Origin of the sequence: Paenibacillus sp. FSL E2-0201, from assembly GCF_037963325.1 — a bacterium.
GTDB lineage: Bacteria > Bacillota > Bacilli > Paenibacillales > Paenibacillaceae > Paenibacillus_AQ.
Genome location: NZ_CP150154.1, coordinates 3,825,232 through 3,844,933, shown reverse-complemented (window position 1 = coordinate 3,844,933; position 19,702 = coordinate 3,825,232). Strand labels below are relative to the sequence as shown.

The 19,702-nt window shown below is 44.0% G+C and carries 15 protein-coding genes; 11 read left to right on the top strand and 4 right to left on the bottom strand.

Annotated elements, in window-relative coordinates; translation table 11 throughout:
- The first annotated feature begins 86 nt into the window (after positions 1-86).
- The gene (locus NSU15_RS17350; RefSeq protein ID WP_042128553.1) at positions 87-1,331 is read left to right on the top strand and encodes an anaerobic sulfatase maturase; all 1,245 of its coding nucleotides are present in this window, start codon (positions 87-89) and stop codon (positions 1,329-1,331) included.
- Between the two features lie 64 nt (positions 1,332-1,395).
- Here NSU15_RS17350 and NSU15_RS17345 read toward each other — a convergent pair whose 3' ends face one another.
- Positions 1,396-2,595: an ROK family protein gene (locus tag NSU15_RS17345; RefSeq protein WP_042128551.1), complete on the bottom strand. Its 1,200-nt coding sequence runs from the start codon at positions 2,593-2,595 to the stop codon at positions 1,396-1,398.
- 186 nt (positions 2,596-2,781) lie between these two features.
- Between NSU15_RS17345 and NSU15_RS17340 the strand changes: the two genes are divergently transcribed.
- The 5 genes from NSU15_RS17340 to NSU15_RS17320 all read left to right on the top strand — a co-directional run bounded on the left by NSU15_RS17340 (position 2,782) and on the right by NSU15_RS17320 (position 7,380).
- The gene (locus NSU15_RS17340; protein ID WP_231573797.1) at positions 2,782-3,444 is read left to right on the top strand and encodes a chromate transporter; all 663 of its coding nucleotides are present in this window, start codon (positions 2,782-2,784) and stop codon (positions 3,442-3,444) included.
- A gap of 11 nt (positions 3,445-3,455) precedes the next feature.
- A complete protein-coding gene (locus NSU15_RS17335; protein WP_339286913.1) occupies positions 3,456-3,989 on the top strand; it encodes a chromate transporter in 534 nt (177 codons plus the stop codon).
- 36 nt (positions 3,990-4,025) lie between these two features.
- Complete coding sequence (locus NSU15_RS17330) at positions 4,026-5,003, top strand: formylglycine-generating enzyme family protein (RefSeq protein WP_081389819.1); 978 nt, start codon at positions 4,026-4,028, stop codon at positions 5,001-5,003.
- 39 nt (positions 5,004-5,042) lie between these two features.
- Positions 5,043-5,876 carry an AraC family transcriptional regulator gene (locus NSU15_RS17325; protein WP_042128548.1) on the top strand — a complete coding sequence of 278 codons (834 nt, stop codon included), beginning with the start codon at positions 5,043-5,045 and terminating at the stop codon, positions 5,874-5,876.
- A gap of 106 nt (positions 5,877-5,982) precedes the next feature.
- Positions 5,983-7,380: a sulfatase gene (locus tag NSU15_RS17320; RefSeq protein WP_076118883.1), complete on the top strand. Its 1,398-nt coding sequence runs from the start codon at positions 5,983-5,985 to the stop codon at positions 7,378-7,380.
- Positions 7,381-7,453: 73 nt separating this feature from the next.
- On the opposite strand, the gene NSU15_RS17315 is transcribed toward NSU15_RS17320, so the two are convergent.
- Positions 7,454-9,232: a histidine kinase gene (locus NSU15_RS17315; RefSeq protein ID WP_042128544.1), complete on the bottom strand. Its 1,779-nt coding sequence runs from the start codon at positions 9,230-9,232 to the stop codon at positions 7,454-7,456.
- A complete protein-coding gene (locus NSU15_RS17310; protein WP_042128543.1) occupies positions 9,219-10,658 on the bottom strand; it encodes a response regulator in 1,440 nt (479 codons plus the stop codon). The genes NSU15_RS17315 and NSU15_RS17310 overlap by 14 nt, the downstream gene beginning before the upstream one ends.
- 250 nt (positions 10,659-10,908) lie before the next feature.
- Here NSU15_RS17310 and NSU15_RS17305 point away from each other — a divergent pair, with 250 nt between their 5' ends.
- The 5 genes from NSU15_RS17305 (at position 10,909) to NSU15_RS17285 (ending at position 18,021) form a co-directional block, all read left to right on the top strand.
- Complete coding sequence (locus NSU15_RS17305; RefSeq protein WP_042128542.1) at positions 10,909-11,877, top strand: ABC transporter permease subunit; 969 nt, start codon at positions 10,909-10,911, stop codon at positions 11,875-11,877.
- A gap of 24 nt (positions 11,878-11,901) precedes the next feature.
- Positions 11,902-12,801 carry a carbohydrate ABC transporter permease gene (locus NSU15_RS17300; RefSeq protein WP_042128541.1) on the top strand — a complete coding sequence of 300 codons (900 nt, stop codon included), beginning with the start codon at positions 11,902-11,904 and terminating at the stop codon, positions 12,799-12,801.
- A 57-nt stretch (positions 12,802-12,858) separates the two neighbouring features.
- On the top strand, positions 12,859-14,490 hold the full coding sequence (locus NSU15_RS17295) for an extracellular solute-binding protein (RefSeq protein WP_339286910.1): 1,632 nt from the start codon (positions 12,859-12,861) through the stop codon (positions 14,488-14,490).
- Between the two features lie 120 nt (positions 14,491-14,610).
- Positions 14,611-16,506 (top strand): family 20 glycosylhydrolase, encoded by a 1,896-nt coding sequence (locus NSU15_RS17290; RefSeq protein ID WP_339286909.1) that lies wholly within the window; start codon positions 14,611-14,613, stop codon positions 16,504-16,506.
- Between the two features lie 15 nt (positions 16,507-16,521).
- Positions 16,522-18,021, top strand: coding sequence for an arylsulfatase (locus NSU15_RS17285; RefSeq protein ID WP_339286907.1), 1,500 nt, complete (start codon positions 16,522-16,524; stop codon positions 18,019-18,021).
- Positions 18,022-18,101: 80 nt separating this feature from the next.
- On the opposite strand, the gene NSU15_RS17280 is transcribed toward NSU15_RS17285, so the two are convergent.
- Positions 18,102-19,556, bottom strand: a complete 1,455-nt coding sequence (locus tag NSU15_RS17280) for a sulfatase-like hydrolase/transferase (RefSeq protein ID WP_339286905.1) — start codon at positions 19,554-19,556, stop codon at positions 18,102-18,104.
- Positions 19,557-19,702: the final 146 nt, after the last annotated feature.

The following is a 19,702-nucleotide window of genomic DNA, read 5'->3' as shown; positions in this document are numbered from 1 at the left end:
GCTCATCGTTGACATACGTACCTATGATTTAATTGAAGCAATAAGTAAGCGCTTTAACAAAAAATACATAGGAGTGGCAAAATCGTATGACAACATACATACAGACCTCGAAGCCTGAGACGCTTCATGTCATGTGGAAAACCGTCTCAGAGGATTGTAATTTAGCCTGTGATTATTGCTATTACAGCAAAGCAGGAGGACATCCTCATCAACCGATCCGAGTGATGGATACGAATCTTTTAGAGCGGTTTATCGCTCAGTACATGAGTAGATCTTCAGGGATAGCGACTTTTTCTTGGCAGGGAGGGGAGCCGCTATTAGCCGGACTTCCGTATTTTGAACAAGTGATTTCACTGCAGGCGAAGTACGCTCCACCTCATACGATGATAAGTAATGCGCTGCAGACCAACGGAACGCTTATTAATGAGAAATGGGCGAAATTTTTTAAACGGTATAACTTTTTGGTCGGGATAAGTCTGGACGGTCCTGAGCCTATTCATGATTCTCATCGTATAACGGGATCGGGAAAAGGAAGTTATGATTTAGTTATGCGTGGAATTCGTCATTTACAGAATGAGGGTGTGGAGTATAGCATTTTGACGGTGATTCATGAGGATAACGTGACGAGACCAGATGAGTTGATGTCATTTTACCAAGAACATAAATTTCCTTATATTCAGTTTATCCCTTGCATGGATTTTGTTTCACAAAATAGTGATATGCATGGACGCTTCCGAATTACACCTGAACAATACGGAGTGTTTTTATGCCGTACATTTGACTTGTGGTACAACGAGGGGTATCCAGAGCTTCCCATTCGCATTTTCGAGAATATGCTTCTTGTACTCATGAATCGTGAGCCGGAGTTATGCGTTCACAACTCATGTTGTCCGAAGATGATGGTACTTGAAACGAACGGGGATGCCTACCCTTGCGATTTCTTTATCGATGAAGAGCACAGGTTAGGAAATATCAGCCAAACCGATCTAGAAGTGCTGCTTGCCAGCCCAGTATATGATGACTTTTTGTTAATGAAGCCCGATATGAAAGAATCATGTCATAAGTGTGAGTACCTTAGCTTTTGCAATGGGGGATGCCCGCGCAACCGAAATTGGCTTGATGTTAAGGATCGTAATGAGGTTGATTATTTTTGCCACAGCTACAAAATGTTCTATTCACATACTTATGAACGCATGATGATGCTTGCGAACCGACTTAGATCGGAGCAGCTGATGGAGTTCAGGAAAAATGCAAAATCACTTCCGGGTCGAAATGAACCATGTCTCTGCGGAAGCGGGAAAAAATTCAAAAATTGCTGTCAGCCATTATAGGTCAGATTCAAAAAGGCCATCCCAACAATCATGCAAATGGTTGTGGGACGGCCTTTTTATGTTGCTAGAGAACCATGTGATTTCTCACCATTATAGCCGCACCGGTCACCACAGCTTCTTCTTTTAATGTACCTAGAGAAAATTGAGGTTGGTATTCAGGATAACGATAAGTGTTTCTCTGGGCTACCTCCACTGCCGTTTGGAAGAACAAATCGTGAGAGTGGATGAGCGCACCACCTAGAATGATGGTCTCAGGATGAAATAAATTGATGACATTAGCGAGGCCAATACCGAAGTGAATGGCGGCTTGCGTAAATAATTCACGTGCGTGTGGATTACCATCTCTAAAGGCTTGTACAAGAACATCATAAGTCAGCTTCTCTGGCGAAACTTTATATCTTTGGAGGATCAGGTCATTGTCCATGCTCGCCTCCGAGCGTGCACTTTGTTCCAGCGCCTGGACGGATACAAATGCTTCCAGAGCTCCGTAGTTCCCATCATTATTTAATCGGGGGCCGTCAGTCTGAATGATCATTTGACCAATTGCATCTTCCATATCCATTGTGCCATGAACAATACTTCCATGCGACATCATCGCATAGCGGAGTCCTGCTCCAGCATGTACATAAAGCATATGTTGAATATTAGTATGACGAATTGACCATCGTTCCCCAAGCAGTGCGGAATTGGCACCGTTGTCCAAGAAAGCTTTGAAGCCTGTCCGTTCCTTTACCAGCTTGCAAATCGGAAGATTGTTCCAGCCTGGAGAAGGGAAGTGTAGCGGTTTTAGGATCAAGCCATTTTCGCGGTCAAGTGGCCCCACAGCCCCTATTCCTATCCCTATGATTTGACTGTCCACTAACTGATGATCCCTGAGGAAAGCGCGTATTTGATTACTTACATGATCCAAAAATCTTTCAGGTGTGAATGCCTGATCCATTCTCCAATGAACAATTGATTTTGGGTTCATTTGCATATCAAATAAACCAAGCGAAGAATACAATCTGGAAATCTCTAAACCGATAATGTAACCGTAGGAAGGATTGATCTGGTATAAAATAGGTCTTCTTCCTCCGCTAGATTCCCCAAATCCGCATTCTATCAGCAAGCCTTCCTCCGTCATTTCATCCAATATTCGAGTCATTGTGCTTTTGGTCAGTGAAAATGTTTGTAGAAGGTCCAACTTGGAAACAGTACCTTGTTCGGCGATTCGGTCATATAGGAGTTTCTTTGGGGATGGAATGTGTGTCGAGCGCTTTTCCACGATATACCTCCAAGCTATATATAGGATGAACTAGTAAGATCGTTTTTAATAAAGTTTGTATTTATTAACATTAATATAGTATAACTCATAAACCATAGATTGTATTTTACCGTTCAAAAAACTTAATTCCATTTTGGGAAAAAGTGTTATAATGAAATTACTACAGAATATATAAGGGTGGAGTTCATGAGAACAACTATGAAAACAAATGTGATGACGAATACAGACCTCAGGGTAAGTTTACTGTTCCAGTTGTTTTGGGTATTTGTTCGAATCGGTCCCGTAACTTTTGGGGGCGGTTATGCAATGATCCCCATGATCGAACGGGAAATTTCCGCTAAACGGAAATGGTTGGGTGAAGAGGAGATGGATGAAATTCTATCTCTAGCTGGCGCTGCGCCAGGTGGTGTAGGTGTAAATGCAGCGGCATTCATTGGTTATCGTCTTGCTGGTGTGAAAGGTGCAATTGCTGCAATCGCAGGGATTACGATTCCAACCTTTATCATTGTTTGTTTGCTTAGTGCTGTATACTCACAACTGGCCGATCAACCAAAAGTTATTGCCGCTATGAAGGGGATTCATGGTGCTGTTATTGCCTTGATCCTAGTAGCTGCATATCGAATGGCCAAGAACGCTATATTTGACAAGACTACAGCTGTTACAGCGATAGTTATACCGGTCGTTTTATTAGTTTTCGGAATCAATCCCATTTACGTGATCGCAATTGGATTAATTATCGGGTTTGTCTATTTACCAATCAAACAGCTCTTAGGGCTGCAGGTTCGGACGGAGAAGGAGTCCTTGAATGATTCTGATGAAGAGTCGAATTATCCGGAGTATTACATCTAGGGGGATGCGATGTGATTTGGAATTTATTTTTTATTTTTATTAAAATTGGACTGCTCTCCTTTGGTGGAGGGTACGCCATCATTCCGATGATTCAGCATGAAGCTATGGCTGGCGGCTGGTTATCCGAAAGGGAATTTCAAGAGGTAGTTTCCATCGCAGGGATGTCACCAGGCCCTGTTGCAACTAACAGTGCCACCTTGATTGGATATCGTGTAGCTGGAATTGAAGGAGCGATTGTATCCACATTAGGCATGGTTCTACATTCATTAATCATCATCATTGTTATTTCCATCTTCTTTTATCGGGTGAGAGACAGTCAATGGATTAAAACGTTATTCTATGGTTTACGTCCAGTGATTACAGGCTTGATTGCTTATGCTGCGATTCGGTTTGGCTTAAATAGCGTGGAACATGCTTTTATTAGTTGGCAGACCATTGGTACGTTGATCATTGTATTCGCTGCACTTTATGGTTTAATGAAATATAAGCTGCATCCGCTCACCATTATTGTTGCCTCTGGTATTGTTGGTGTAGCCTTTTTTTAGATAGAGCCGCGACAATCCCAGATTGGAGGTAAGTACATGTCAGAGAATATACGGGCTTGCTGTTCAGCTAGTAGAAATCAAATTGAGAAACAAGGGTCCGTCGATATTTGTAAGGAGTACACAACGGTCCAAGGACTAGAAGAGGATAAAGATTTATCGGACATGATCCTTATTCCAGGAGGTACTTTTCTTATGGGGACGGATGACAAAGAAGGTTTTCCGGCAGATGGAGAAGGGCCAGCAAGGAATGTTACCTTATCTACCTTTTTGATCGATGCAACGGCAGTTACGAATAAACAGTTTGCTTTATTTATCAAGGAAACAAACTACGTTACAGATGCGGAACGTTTTGGATGGTCTTACGTGTTTCATTCTTTTGTTTCCAAAGAGACAGGGGAAAAGGTAACCCAAGTGGCGACTCAAACCCCCTGGTGGTGGGTGGTAGACGGAGCGGATTGGAGCCATCCGGAAGGCCCGGATTCGCATGTAGACGAACGCCTTGATCATCCTGCAATTCATATATCATGGAATGATGCGGATGCGTATTGTCGCTGGGCCGGCAAACGTCTTCCTACGGAAGCGGAGTGGGAGTATGCCGCAAGAGGAGGTCTGGTTCAGAAACGTTATCCTTGGGGTGACGAATTAAAACCGGGTGGAGAGCATCGCTGCAATATTTGGCAAGGAAAGTTCCCCGATAAAAATCATGCCAGCGACGGTTATGCAGGTACGGCACCGGTGAAGTCCTATCAACCTAACGGATATGGTCTTTATAATATGTCAGGAAATGCGTGGGAATGGTGCGAGGATTGGTTTACGCCGGACTATCATTTGTCTTCCGAATCTGTGAATCCGAGAGGCCCGGTAAGCGGTGTAGCAAGGTCGATGCGAGGAGGATCGTATTTGTGCCATAAATCTTATTGTAACCGTTATCGGGTGGCAGCCAGAAGCAAAAATACACCAGACAGCTCAGCAGGGAATATTGGCTTTCGATGTGCGGCTGATTTTACAGGTTGAGAATACATAAAGACTACTACATTAGAAGGAGGAACTTCTTTGTCCTCTATCATTCATAGTCAGTTTGAGATCACCGTGCTGGACGTCATAAAAATTCAATATCAGAAGCGGGTCTTATTCGATTACGTCCAGTCTTGTTATACCGTCTCTTATATCCAAAAAGGTGAGGTATTGACGACATCCTCCGAGGGTGATTATGTTGCTTCTGCTGGAGACGTGATGATCCACCGTCCTAATGAACCTTTTAATGTGATCTCCAAAACGGATGGTGTACATTATCTGTTTAATATTAACGCTAAAGTTAAAGACGGAGATGATTTCTTTAAGTTATTCCCTCTAGGCAAGGTGATTCGGGTCCGGGATCGAAGCGAATATGAGCGAAGGTTTGACGAGCTGCGAAGCTTGTGGCTGCAGGAGGAAGAGGATTTCAGAAATGTTCAGGTCGGTTCATTGGCATTTTTTCTCCTTTATGAAGTTATGGAGAGCACCAAGCTTGGCGGGCGCCGCTCATCTCGAGACCCCTATGTCACGGACCGCTTTAACGAGGCGTTGCAATATATGGAGGAGAGACTTGATCAGGAGATTAGTAGAGAGGAGCTTTCCAAGCTCTATCATATGAATCCGGTTTATTTTAGCCGGGCATTTCAGAAAATATATAAACTGACACCTATGCAAATGCTTCGAAAATTGCGGCTGCAGCAAGCTAAACAAATGTTGGAATATACAAATTATACCATCGAGCATATCTCCCAAAGATGTGGTTATTATGATGCCTCGCACTTCAGCAAGGTATTTCGTGGCGAATACGGCAAGGGTCCGGCTGAGCACCGAAAAAGTATCGAATTTACAAAAACAAACATCGCCACTCCATAGCGGAGTGTTCCATATTCATTTACTCTTATAAGCATGAGCAGATCATTCTAAGCTGCCCGAATCGAACGTAATCATTCGAGCAACAGGAAAGGTAGGGAAAATACTCATGAGAATCTTATATTTGGATTTGGATTCGCTTCGCCCGGACCATCTGGGATGTTATGGCTATCCTCGGAATACCTCCCCGAATATCGATTTAATCGCTAAAGAAGGGGTTACCTTTACCAACTATTATTGTTCAGATGCTCCGTGTCTGCCGTCTCGGTCCGCTTTAATGTCAGGGAGATTTGGCATTCATAATGGAATTGTAGGACATGGGGGAACCGCTGCTGATATGCGTAGAGAAGGGCCCAAACGTGAATTCAATGATCGACTAGGAATGGAGAGTCTTCCCGCTATATTAAGGCAAGCGGCCATGAAAACCGCATCGATCAGCACCTTCGCCGAACGGCACTCGGCCTGGACCTTTAATGCCGGATTTCAAGAAGTGTTCAATGTTGGTGGAAGGGGGCATGAGACGGCAGAGCAGGTGCTTCCAGTGGCACTTAAATGGCTTGAGGATAACGGGGAGTCCGAAAATTGGTTTCTGCACCTGAATTTCTGGGATCCTCATACGCCTTATCGTACACCTGAGAGCTACGGTAATCCGTTTGAGAAGGAGCCCTTACCCGATTGGATCACTGAAGATGTGTTTGAGCTTCACCGAAATAAGAAAGGGCAGCACAGTATAGAAGATATGAATGCGCTCGCTAAATCGCATTATTATCAGCATTTCAGGCATAATCAGGAAATAGTGAATCATGAGGACCTCCGTGTTATCTTCGACAACTATGATGCTGGAGTCAAGTATCTGGATGAGCATCTCGGAAAAGTCTTCTCCAAGCTGAGCGCACTTGGCGTGATGGAAGATACGGCTATCATAATCTCTGCGGATCACGGTGAGAGCCTGGGTGAGTTAGGGATTTACTCTGAGCACGGCACGGCAGATCAGGCGACTTGCCGCATTCCGATGATAGTTCGCTGGCCAGGGGGCAAGAAGGGAATCGTGGAGGATGGGCTACATTATCACCTTGATCTTGGACCCACATTAGCAAGCCTTTTGAATTTGAAAAAGGCTCCTTCATGGGATGGAGAAAGTTATGCAGGTGCCATTCTGGAGGGACATTTGGGAGGGCGTGACTATCTCGTAATCTCACAATGTGCACATGTGTGCCAACGCAGCGTCCGATTTGCGGATTGGTTATATATACGAACCTATCATGACGGACACCATGGATTCCCGAAAGAAATGTTGTTTGATTTGAAGGACGATCCTTACGAACAACATAATCTCGCTGAAGTGCGTAAAGACATCTGTATGAATGCCGTCTATCTATTGAATGAATGGCATGACAACATGATGGGTTCCATGGATTGTGATATTGATCCATTATGGACGGTACTTAAAGAAGGCGGACCCTATCATGCGAAAGAGTATGTGAACATATCTTCACAGGATGCTTAGCGATAACCTAGTGAAAGCGGCGAACTAAAAACATATGAAATGGAGGTTGCCCATCTAGGGGCAACCTCCATATTTATGTTCTGGCTTCTTGTTGATCTATCAAAGATCCGGGAAGCCTCAAAACGGTCTTCGTCCCACTGCCTGCCTTACTGAACAGCAGAACTCCACAAGGATCACCGTACTTTAGATTTAGACGGTTGTTGACGTTTAGGAGCCCGATATGATCACCGGATTCTATGTTCTTACCAGCCAGCAACTCGGTTAGTTGTTCCAATCTTGCAGGGTCGATGCCTACACCATTATCTTCTACAGCGATTTCAAGCAGTCCCGCTGCACTTTTCTCTACTGTGATCAGCAAGATGCCCTGACCTTGAGCCTCAAGCCCATGACCAAGTGCATTTTCGACAATGGGTTGAAGGATCATTTTTGGTACGGGAATATGTAACCATTCCTGTGGACAGAACAGCTTGTATGTGAATTTGTCCGGGAAACGGCCTTGATATATCCTTACACAAGATTCTGCGATCTTCAGTTCCTCTCCAAGAGTTACCTCCGCTTTACCTTTGATACTGTACTTGAGCATTGTGCTTAGGGCGGTAGTCATCTCGAAGATATCCCGATTTCCTTTTACGATTGCAACGCCTTTGATTGTATCTAAAGTATTGCTTAAGAAATGGGGATTAATTTGACTTTGCAAATACGAGTATTCGGCTCGTTGCTTTTCCAGATCAGTCTGGTAAAGCTGAGTGGACGCATCGATTAATTGGTCCGTCAAATCATGAATCCGTGTTGTCATATCGTTGAACTGTCTAGAGATGATTTCAATCTCAGCGTAGCCCTTTAAATCCACCTTATTGTTTAATATTCCCAGACTTCCGCCCTTTAATTGATTCATATAACGCATAAGCCTAGATAATGGTCTTAAGAGATTCATCATGAGCACAGAGTAGGGAATAGAAACGACCAACAAGATTAATGCCAGAAAAGCGTAGCTGACCTTCTTTAATTTCTCCAGTTCCTTCATTAAATTATGGACAGGAACGGCGGTAATGATTTTTCCAGAGATCTCAGGCAGGCGAAAGGATTGAATAGCATATTTTTTTCCGTTGACTGTTTCTACGATGGACTCTCCGTCACTTCCCGTTGCCCGATTTTGAAACTGCTGGAGCATATCTTCCGGCTCATCACTATTAGAGTAGATCATCCCTTTATCATCCATCATAAAAAAACTGGTTCCAACCAAACGAGGGTACTCTGAAATTTCTGTTTGGATGGCTTTCATATCTACAATAACTGCGATATAGCCGATTTTTTCTCCATATAAAGACGTGTCACCTGAAGCGAAGATGTTCATCCCGAATAGTAACTTTCTCTTGTCGATAACCTTGTCAGGAGGACTGTATCCGCGATAATGTACGATTCCATCCTCCCCGGCAGTCTTCATAAGATCAACAGCATATTTCGTTCTTCCCGCTAATGAAATACGAGTGTTTGAAGGTCCGATAACAATAATATCCAGGATATCCGTATTCATATTTCGGGCGATACTCAATAGTCCCTCTACCTTTTGTGAGAGGTCGTACTCCCGGAGCTTATCATTCTCAACGAGAAACTTTTGGACGGTGGAGTCGTACCCTACATTCATCATCATAGATGAAACGTTGGCATAGTTGGCAGAAATCCGTTGCTTAAGGAGGGAAACTAGTTCTGTATTATATTGCGTATTCTGATTGATGATAGTCTCGCTTGATAATTGATAAACCTTTGAGACGATGATTGGGATAATGGCAACGATAAACAGCCCGAATAACAGAACCTGAGTACGGATGGAGAGTCGCTTAAATGTCTTCATTGTTTTCTTCCCTATATTGCGTTGGTGTCATTTTGATATGCCGCTTAAAAATCCGTGTGAAGTAGAAATAATCCTGGAAACCGCATTTCTCACCGATTTGGTATATGGAAAGATCGGTTTCAACCAGCATTTTACAAGCGTATTCAATCCGTAAACGACTAATATGTTCGATGATGGTCTCGCCGACCTCTTTTTTGAATAATTGGCATAAGTAATTTGGACTTAAAAAAAACTGATTGGCTAAATGCTGGATGGAAATTTCTTGATTAAAATGGTTGCGGATATATAACATAATTTCTTTGACTTTGCTATTGGAAATTCGTGAAATATCAGTTTCGTTTCTGTTCATAAAAATATCAAGCGTCATAAGAATCAGATCATCGATCATGGCTTCAGCCGTGCCGTAGCGATAATAGAGCTGTTCATACCCCTCAAAAAAACGACCGTTAACCCGAGTCCCTTCCCGAGGAAATAAGTACAGGATCGAGGTGTAGAGCAAATAGGCTTCTTTAATGGTGAACGTTCCCTCTTTGAATAACTTCTTTATCGATTCCATGGCTGCTATAAATCCGAGCCGGTCTTTACTATGAATAATCCGGGAAATCTCTTTAAGCTTCTCGTCGATCAGCCATTCTTGTTGCTGATTCACATGATAACATCCAGGCATTCCCGTCGCGAACATACTGAATGCAGCGTGAGAAGCGGATTCTAAAGCCGCATCCAATTGGTGTATATCCGAAATAGGAGGACCGATCCCGACTCCGCACTCTTGTACAACCTCAGTTTGTTCAAGACCCCGGAGGAAAACTTCGTATTGGCCCTCTTCTAACAAATAGCCATACCGACGGCGGCTCATCGGGAAGACCAGGGAAGAGAACTGCCCGACTTCTACTGGTGAACTTAATCCTTGGATAACAATAGGGATATGAGGCGTATCGATTGACAAAGGTATTCTCTTCTCATCCAACCATAAGCTAATCCGTTCAAGATCTCCGGAACAAACCGCTTCATACAGTTCGAAGACGTGGACAGGATTTTCTTTAACTGCCTTCGATTCGTGTTGCTGGGCTATTCGGTTAAGCATGCCTTCAATTTCTTCGATTTCAAAAGGTTTCAGGCAGTATCCGAAAGTGCCATAATTCATCGCTTTCTGAGCATAAGCGAACTCTGCATGTCCGCTGAGTACGATAAAGATGGTATCGGGCGCAACAGCCTTGCCACGTTGTATGAGCTCTAATCCATTCATTACAGGCATCTTAATATCTGTTAGAACAAGGGTGGGGCGAAGCGATTGAATTAATTGAAGGGCTTCTTGCCCGTTTTCGGCATCGTCGATCACTTCAAAGCCGTATTTCTTCCAATTCACTCCTGCTTTAATTCCTTCTACAATCCACTTCTCATCATCTGCAATAATCACTGAACGCATAAGTGAATCCCCCTTTCTCTATGGTGCTCCTAAATTCATCCTAGCGATTGTGGACCAAGGGGGGTATGGATTATCTTACGCTCACTATGTCGGATATTAAGCGTCACCGGAAGGCCACTCGCTAAAGTGTGAAAAATCCACATGATCGGAGTTGTATTCTCTATACAAGAGAATTTACACTCCCGATATAATTTACCATATAAATCGCTTACACGCATAAACAATCTCATACAGAAAGGTGGGGAGAAGATTGGCTGATTCTGTAACCGCTCGTACGCCTAAGCGAAGCTTAAAAACTCGTACGCCTAAGCAGAGCTTAGGAAAAACGATTTTACAGTACAAGTATTTTTACCTCATGGTTCTACCGGTGTTAATCTGGTACGCCCTCTTCAGCTATGCTCCCATGTACGGTGTAACGTTAGCATTCAAGTCATTTAATTACAGTAAGGGGATTCTGGGAAGTCCCTGGATCGGCTTGGAGAATTTTCAAACGTTGTTGACCGACCCCGATTTCCGCAGGGCATTTTGGAATACGGTCATTATCAGCTTGATGAAGTTGATCATTCATTTTCCAATGCCCATTATCCTGGCGATTGTTTTATATGAGTTTTCCAGGACCAAAATGAAGCGATTTTTTCAGACGATCCTAACGTTCCCGCATTTTATTTCGTGGGTTGTGTTGTCGGGGATTATCATCAATATTTTAAGCAAAGACGGGATTTATAACCAGATCATCATGTTGTTTGGCGGGGATCCGAATTCTCCGCTTGTGGATGAAAGTGCATTCAGGCCAGTTCTGTATCTCACACATGTATGGCGAGAGATCGGTTGGGATTCAATCATTTACCTGGCGGCGCTTGCTGGGATCAATCCAGAGTTGTTTGAAGCGGCAGAAGTGGACGGAGCGAACCGGTTTCGCCGTTTGCTTAACATCGCATGGCCGGGCTTGAAGAGTACAGTCGCAGTCCTGCTAATCCTTCAAGTTGGACAACTACTAACCCAAGGTTCGAGCTTCGAGCAAATTTTTAACCTGTATAGTTCACCGGTATATTCGGTTGCCGACACGATCGATACATACATTTATCGGACTTCTTTCACGATAGGAAGCGACTTTGGCTATATGACCGCTGTGGGTGTCGTCAAGTCCATTATCAGTCTGATTCTCTTATGGGCGGCCAACACGTTTGCTAAGAAGATGGGCGAGGAAGGACTGTATTAATTTGCATGAAAAGGGGAGAAGCAAGTGACCGACACAACGGTTAAAAAGAGAAAAAAGTGGAGTGTCTTCGATATCGTCGCATTCGTGGTTCTGGGGCTTCTAGCACTAGTAACATTTTTTCCCTTCTATAATGTTCTTATTATCTCTGTTGCAAGGTTCGAGGCGATTAGTAAAAGCGACTTTTATATTTTTCCACTTTCGTTTGACTTGTCGGCCTATAAGCTGTTGCTACAGGATATGAAGTTTTGGTCTTCAATTTTAAATTCTGTCATCGTAACGGTGGTTGGCGTGTTGTTCAGCATGACGATCTCTGTTGCGGGCGCATACGCATTATCCAAGCGGGGAATGCCCGGAAGAAACATAATGCTTAGCTTGATCTTGTTCACTATGTTTTTCAATGGCGGTTTAATTCCCTTTTACCTAGTCGTAAAGGATCTAGGATTCGTAAACAATATACTCGTTATGATCATACCCGCCGGTCTCAATACGTTTTATCTAATCATTATGAAAAACTATTTCAACACGATTCCAGAAAGTCTGGAAGAATCAGCTAAGCTGGATGGGGCAAATGATCTGTACATCCTTTATAAAATCATTATTCCAATCTCTGCTCCATTCATGGCGACCTTTGCTTTGTTCTATGCTGTGGAAAGATGGAATGAATGGTGGTACGCGTTGATCTTTATCAGTGACGCTTCTAAGGCTCCGCTTCAGATTTATTTACGAGAGACACTCATCACTTCGAATTCCTTGCTAAGTCAAATGGCACAGACGATGGCCGAGCAAGAGCAGACCGGGAAGGTCTACACCCCGGCACTTCAGATGGCAGCTATTGTGGTTTCGAGTATTCCGATTATTGTTGTTTATCCGTTCCTTCAGAAGCATTTTAATAAAGGCATTATGGTTGGTTCGATAAAAGGATAAGAAAGATTTTAAATAGATTGATTCTATCCTAAAATAGTATAAAGGGAGGTTTATAGCATGCTTAGAAAGAAAATGATGACACTGGCATTATGTATAACTTTATTAGCTTCGGTGCTCACGGCTTGCGGTGGAGGCAATAACGAAAAGGGGCAGGCGGGATCAAACGGTGAAGCGACTACGGATTCTTCTAATTCCACTGACAATCCTTACAAGGATCCGATGACGATTTCGCTTGGTTTTTGGGATGCAGATGCTGAAATTGCTAACATCGAAAAAGACCCGATCGCCAAACAAGTATTGGAAAAATTCAATATTACATTGAAGCCTGTCAATATGACTTGGGATGACTATACCCAGAAGATTCAAATGTGGGCTGCTTCCGGCCAATTGCCTGATATCTTCGCAATCGACGCCGTCGGCACGCAATATCAACGCAAATGGGTAGAACAAGGTGTTGTCAAAGCGCTTCCGGACCTTTCTAAGTTTCCTAACCTTGCAAAATACTTCGAATCTCCGGATATTAAAGGCTTGGGTGTAGACGGAAAGTATTATACGGTTCCTCGCCGGATGTTCCCAAGTGTCGATTGGAGCGCACTGGATCGTATGGTGTTCTATCGATGGGATCTTGCTAAAAAAGCTGGAATTACAAAAGAACCAGAGACATGGGAAGAGTTTGAAGCCATGCTTGAGGCAATCGTGAAGTCGGATCCGGAAGGGAAACATATTACAGGTCTTACAACGACAACTACCAAGATGCTGGGCGGATTCTTCTGGTTGTACGGTAACCCGGTCGCCACGAGTGATGGAAGCGGCAGTGACTTTAAATGGATCAAAGAGGACGGAAAGTTTATCCCTGCTGTATTTTCGAAAAATGCGCTGCCAGCGCTTCAAAACATGAAGAATATGTATGAAAAAGGATTAATCGATCCAGATATCGCGCTTGTCAAGCCTGCAGAGTCTTATGACAATTTCGTAGCAGGCAAAGCAGCGGCTCTCCTGAGCGGTGGCGGTTTTATAAATTTAAATAGCGATATGTATGAAAAACGCTGGAAAACAGCTTATCCGGATAAGGATATCATGGAGAGTGTGAAGGCACTCAAGCCGCTTATTGGCCCTGATGGTGAACGTTCACATGCCATTTTTAAAACATACTGGTCGGAAAGTTATTTCAGCAATACGGTTGACGATAAAAAAATGGATCGTATCATGGCACTCTATGATTATGTGTTGTCATCGGAAGGCAAGGACTTGTTGACTTATGGTATCGAGGGTGTGGATTACAAGATTGAAAATGGGAAGAAAGTTGTCATTGAAAAGGGTTCTTTAAATGAGAAGTATCCGGCTAGCAGATTTCTTAAGAATTTGGTGGCATATGAAACTTCGGACAGCTACACCATGGATAACCCGACAATTTCTAACGAAGGAATCCGCAAAGAAGCTGTCGATTATATTGATTGGATTCAGAAGAATACGAAGGTTCCGGATTACGACATTCGGTTAACTTATATGTCCACACCGACGAAGGATAAGTTCACTGTGCTTGACCATGATGATCTGCTCAAGATCATGCTTTCCAAAGAACCGGTGGAGAGTTACTGGAATAGTATCGTGAACGATTATAAGGCTAAAGGCCTTGATAAAATGATAGAGGAAGTAAATGCGAAGGCTAAGGAACAAGGTATTGAATAATTAGTTGATAGAGAAGATCCGGGCTGAAGTAGCTCGGATCTTCCGTTTAATGACTAGTACAGAACCAGGAATGTGCGGAGCTACTGATCGTATACTTAAAAGATTGGGAGGGGATAGTCTATGAACTTTAGCGTTCACTTGACAGGGTTAAATGAGAAACAGCTTTCATCCGTTTCGGAAGTAACTGGAATATTGGGAATCCGAATGGAACCGTCAGGGATTCCGGTGAATTGTAAGCACCAAGGTAAGGGGATTCGAATATCTTTCGATGAGGTTCAGGTTATCATTGAATATGAAAAGGAGCATCAATTGATCCGGGCGCTCAGCCGATTCCTCGAGAACATACGCCGAGGAGAAAGAGTTGAAATTAATGAACCGCCGGTTTATGAACAGCTAGGCTTCATGGTAGACTGTTCGCGAAATGCTGTTCTTAATCATGAAGGATATAAGGAATTAATCCGGCGTTTAGCACTTATGGGATATTCAACGGTTCAATTGTATACGGAAGACACGTACGAACTAGAGGGATACCCTTATTTCGGTTATTTGAGAGGCCGATATACTGGGGATCAGATTCGGGAGATGGACCAGTATGCCGCGTTATTTGGTATAGAACTGGTTCCCTGTATTCAGACGCTGGCCCATCTCGGCCAAGCTTTGAAATGGCAGGCGCATGCACCGCTTGTGGATTTCCAGGATATTCTCCTTATTGATGATCCCAGAACTTACGAGTTAATTGATCGAATGTTCGCTTTTATGTCTGCTCATGTAAGTAGTCGCCGCATAAATATTGGGATGGATGAAGCTCATATGATGGGACTTGGTAAATACCTTGATAAGCATGGGTACCAGGATCGATCCTCCCTTATGTTAAAACACTTTAACACTGTTATGGAAATCGCCAGAAAATATGGTTTCCGTACGATGATGTGGAGTGACATGTTTTTCCGTCTGGCCAGTGCCGGGGAATATTACGATGCTGAAAGTCCAATCAGCCCCGATATTGTTAAGCTGATCCCTGAAGATGCTACCTTGATCTATTGGGATTACTATTCGGAGACGCAGGAGAAATACGACGGAATGTTACGCAAACATAAGCAACTGAATGATCATATCGGATTTGCAGGTGGAGCGTGGAAATGGATGGGGTTCGCTCCGAACAATGAATTCAGTCGCCAAGTCAGTCTGTTGGCACATGACAGCTGTGTTAAGCATGGAATTCAAGAAGTGCTCATAACTGCATGGGGAGATAACGGTGCTGAGGCTTCGGTTATCTCGGTTCTTCCTACCCTTCAACTTTGGGCCGAGCTGTGTTATACAGGACATTTCGTGGAGAACCATGTCAAAGAAAGATTCAGTAGCTGCGTGCAAGGCAATTATGATGACTTTATGGCGCTTGATGCGGCCAATCTGGTTCCAGGCAATTCGGCACCGGGGGGATGCTCCATCAATCCCGCTAAATACTTGCTTTATCAAGATGTGTTGTGTGGCTTGTTTGATCGACATGTTGTTCCTAACGTGTATTCGAAGCATTATCAGCAAAGTGCGGAAATGCTCGAACAGGCGATCACGCGTAATTCGCCTTGGCAATCCTTATTCTCTGTACAAGCCAGTTTTTGTCGCTTGCTAGAAATAAAGAGTGAAATCGGGATTTCTATTCGCGATGCTTATCATCGGGGAAATTTACAGGAACTAGCTCACTTTGCCAATGTAATTTTGCCAGAGCTATCAATTTTGACCGGGCGATTTATGGATGACTATCGGGTACAATGGGAGCTGGAAAATAAGGTGTTTGGTTTTGATGTTTTTGATCTTCGTATGGGAGGAATGCTTCAGAGGATTAAGACGGCTATTCATCGAATCAATAGTTATGTTGAAGGGAAAGTGGAACAGATAGCTGAATTAGAAGAGGAACTGCTGACGTTCGACGGTCTCGTTGACGATGACGGTCCAAGGGCGATAAGTGCGAATTTGTGGCACACGATCGCAACACCGTCCGTCATCGCAGGAGTATAGGAAAGGAGTGAGGTTATGATTGACACTAATCTGGACCATCATAATGGCACAAAGCGGCCTAACCTTTTGCTTATCACAGTGGATCAGATGCGTTTTGATTGCCTGAGCATCATGGGACATCCCGTCGTTGAGACACCTAACCTGGATTCTCTTGCATCAAGAGGGATATTATTTGAACACGCTTACTCAGCTACCCCGAGTTGTATTCCCGCGAGGGCTGCTATCATGACAGGAATGGGCCAAAGATCACATGGGCGGGTGGGGTATCAGGATAAGGTTGAATGGAATTACGCCCATACGATTGCCGGAGAGCTTGCTCAAGCGGGTTATCATACGCAGTGTGTTGGCAAGATGCATGTATATCCTGCACGTAATCTATGTGGATTCCATAATGTAGTGCTTCATGATGGATATCTTCACTACAATCGGGACAAGAGCCAAGCCATATATAATGAACACTATGATCAAGTGGATGATTATTTACAATGGCTGCGAAGACAAACCAATGCCAATTCGGATATCACGGACTTAGGACTTGATTGCAATGCCTCAACAGTTGCTCGTCCCTGGCACTTACCGGAAGCGATGCATCCAACGAATTGGTGCGTAACCGAGTCGCTAGACTTCTTACGGAGAAGAGACCCAGGAAAACCATTTTTCCTATGGTCCTCCTTCGTTCGTCCACATTCCCCCTTGGATCCGCCGCAATGTTATCTAGATATGTACAAGGACTTGGGATTTCCCGATCCTCCAGTTGGAGATTGGGTGGACGAGAATGCAGCTTTAAACAGAGCTAAGGATCCAACATCTTCGTTCACTCATTTGCCAAAGCGCAGATTGGATCATGCCCGTGCCGCATATTATGCGCTAATTACGCATCTTGACGACCAGATTGGGAGGTTGATCAATGGGCTGCAGGAATATGGAGTATTAAATGATACTTTGATTTTATTCACTTCTGACCATGGTGAGATGATGGGGGATCACCATTACTTCCGTAAGTCTCTTCCATATGAAGGGAGTGCTAAGATTCCTTTCTTAGTGTATGACCCGGGAGAAACGCTGGGACTTCTTGCAGGTTCCCGGCTCGATTCCGTCGTAGAGCTTCGCGATATTATGCCAACATTTTTTGAGGTTGCTGGCATCCAAATCCCAGTTACAGTTGAAGGGCAAAGTGTGTTGCCACTGTGTAGGGGAGATCAGACAGTGTGGCGCTCTTATATTCATGGGGAGCATGCCTATGGCGAAAAGTCCCACCACTTCTTAACGGACGGAAGAGAGAAATACATTTGGTATTCTCAGACAGATGAAGAGCAGTTCTTCAATCTAGTGACCGACCCCTCAGAGAAGGTTAATGCAATCGGATGCACCGATAATTTCGAGCGTATTCGTGAATGGAGAGAGCGTCTTATTCACGAGCTGGAGGGACGAGAGGAAGGGTTTGTAAACAACGGCGAATTGATTGCCGGACGTCCGATTTCTCATATTTTAAAGGCTTCCGGAATAGGGAAATGATCTAAACGAAGGGCAACCTGAACATTCAGGTTGCCCTTCACCTGTTACGGAAATATTAAGGTGTTAGCATGTGTTTTGATTTACCAGCTACTCCGGCGTTCTGGCAAAGGGTCCTGATCCTGAATCATCCGATGAACAAGCAATTCTACCATCCAAAGGCGAATTTCACTATAATCGGGATCTTCATAACGATTGAAGTTCTCTTGAGGATCCTCTTCCAGATCATATAACTCACCGTAAGTCTCTCCTGCAAAGATAACCAGCTTATAACGTGTTGTACGCAAACACTTAGCGTTAATGCCTCGATCATGAGCAATATAAGCGGTTAGGGCAGAATTACGGACATGAGGCTCCCTTCCAGCCAGCACCTCCATCTGTGACAAGCCTTGAACTCCGTAGGGACAATTAAGACCTGCGGCTTCAAGCAGTGTGGGTACAATATCCACATGCTCCATCAAAGCAGAAACCCGTTGCCCGGAAACAATTCCAGGACCGCGTACGATCATTGGGATCCGCGTTAGACCCTCATAAAACCACGGTCCCTTGTAAATTAGTCCGTGGTCACCGAGCAGCTCTCCATGGTCGCTGGTGAATAGGACGACTACATCATCGTACATTTCTTTTTGACGCCAAGCCTTTATAATTCGTCCGATCTGTTCATCAATGAAGGTAATCATCGCATAATAATTTCGAGTGAGCCGTTTTATAAGCGCATCATCAAGAGAATGCTCCTCACCGCCGCCTGGCCAATAGCCACCCTGACCCTGACGCAGTAGATGTTGAGGACGAAGATGCACATTATCAGCTTCTCTGGTTCGTATTGAGATGTCTGTGTCCGCGTACATATCTGCGTAAGCCTTAGGAGGATCAAAGGGATGATGTGGATCGACGAAGCTGGACCATAAGAATAGCGGTTGCTCGGTTTTGTGGGAGAGGATAGCTTCGATGCTCCGTTCAGCAATCCAGTATGTCTGATGCAGCTCCGGAGGAATTTCACTCTCCCACACGTCGTTTTGAGCATCAGAGGCTTTGTAATGGTCCTTGCTGATACGTTCAGCTACTTCAGGATTGCGCGCCTTAAGCCACTCTATGTATTCACCGATGCAATTGTCTTCAGTAATATGATGCTCATCAAAACCATAGTATGTTCCATCGGAGGCTCTTCCGCGATCACGATAAGCAGGCTCTTCATACTCCTGAGAAAAGTCCCCCTTCATTTGTGGACGGAAATGCATCTTTCCTACACCGATGGTTTTATAATTCGCTTGCTTGAGATGATCGCATAAAGTAAGTTCATCTTCTTTTAGTGCGGTACCGATGTTCCAAGCACCGTGAACATGCGGGTACCTTCCTGTAAAAATGGAGGAACGTGAGGGTGTGCAAACAGGACTAGCACAGTAAGCTCCAGTGAAGAGCGTGCCTTCCGAAGCAAGCCTATCAAGCTCAGGTGTTAATACGGAAGCATTTTCGATTCCAAGCGCATCCGCACGCATTTGATCTGTGGTAATTAACCAAATATGAGTTCTCTTTGACATCCGTAAAAACCTCCTATGAATATAGTGTATAGCATCACAAAAGCCTCTAGCAACCAATGAATTCTCCATAATAATTCATTAGAATCGTCCATATGGGGTGATGTTTTTATTACCTATAATTGAATAGTCTATCACAATGTTGGAGG

What these genes read in the sequence shown, in the direction of transcription:
- NSU15_RS17340 (WP_231573797.1), top strand. Translation starts at nt 2,782, where the DNA reads ATGAGAACAACTATGAAAACAAATGTGATGACGAATACAGACCTCAGG.
- NSU15_RS17330 (WP_081389819.1), top strand. Translation starts at nt 4,026, where the DNA reads ATGTCAGAGAATATACGGGCTTGCTGTTCAGCTAGTAGAAATCAAATT.
- NSU15_RS17295 (WP_339286910.1), top strand. Translation starts at nt 12,859, where the DNA reads ATGCTTAGAAAGAAAATGATGACACTGGCATTATGTATAACTTTATTA.
- NSU15_RS17290 (WP_339286909.1), top strand. Translation starts at nt 14,611, where the DNA reads ATGAACTTTAGCGTTCACTTGACAGGGTTAAATGAGAAACAGCTTTCA.
- NSU15_RS17310 (WP_042128543.1), bottom strand. Translation starts at nt 10,658, where the DNA reads ATGCGTTCAGTGATTATTGCAGATGATGAGAAGTGGATTGTAGAAGGA.
- NSU15_RS17315 (WP_042128544.1), bottom strand. Translation starts at nt 9,232, where the DNA reads ATGAAGACATTTAAGCGACTCTCCATCCGTACTCAGGTTCTGTTATTC.
- NSU15_RS17320 (WP_076118883.1), top strand. Translation starts at nt 5,983, where the DNA reads ATGAGAATCTTATATTTGGATTTGGATTCGCTTCGCCCGGACCATCTG.
- NSU15_RS17280 (WP_339286905.1), bottom strand. Translation starts at nt 19,556, where the DNA reads ATGTCAAAGAGAACTCATATTTGGTTAATTACCACAGATCAAATGCGT.
- NSU15_RS17350 (WP_042128553.1), top strand. Translation starts at nt 87, where the DNA reads ATGACAACATACATACAGACCTCGAAGCCTGAGACGCTTCATGTCATG.
- NSU15_RS17285 (WP_339286907.1), top strand. Translation starts at nt 16,522, where the DNA reads ATGATTGACACTAATCTGGACCATCATAATGGCACAAAGCGGCCTAAC.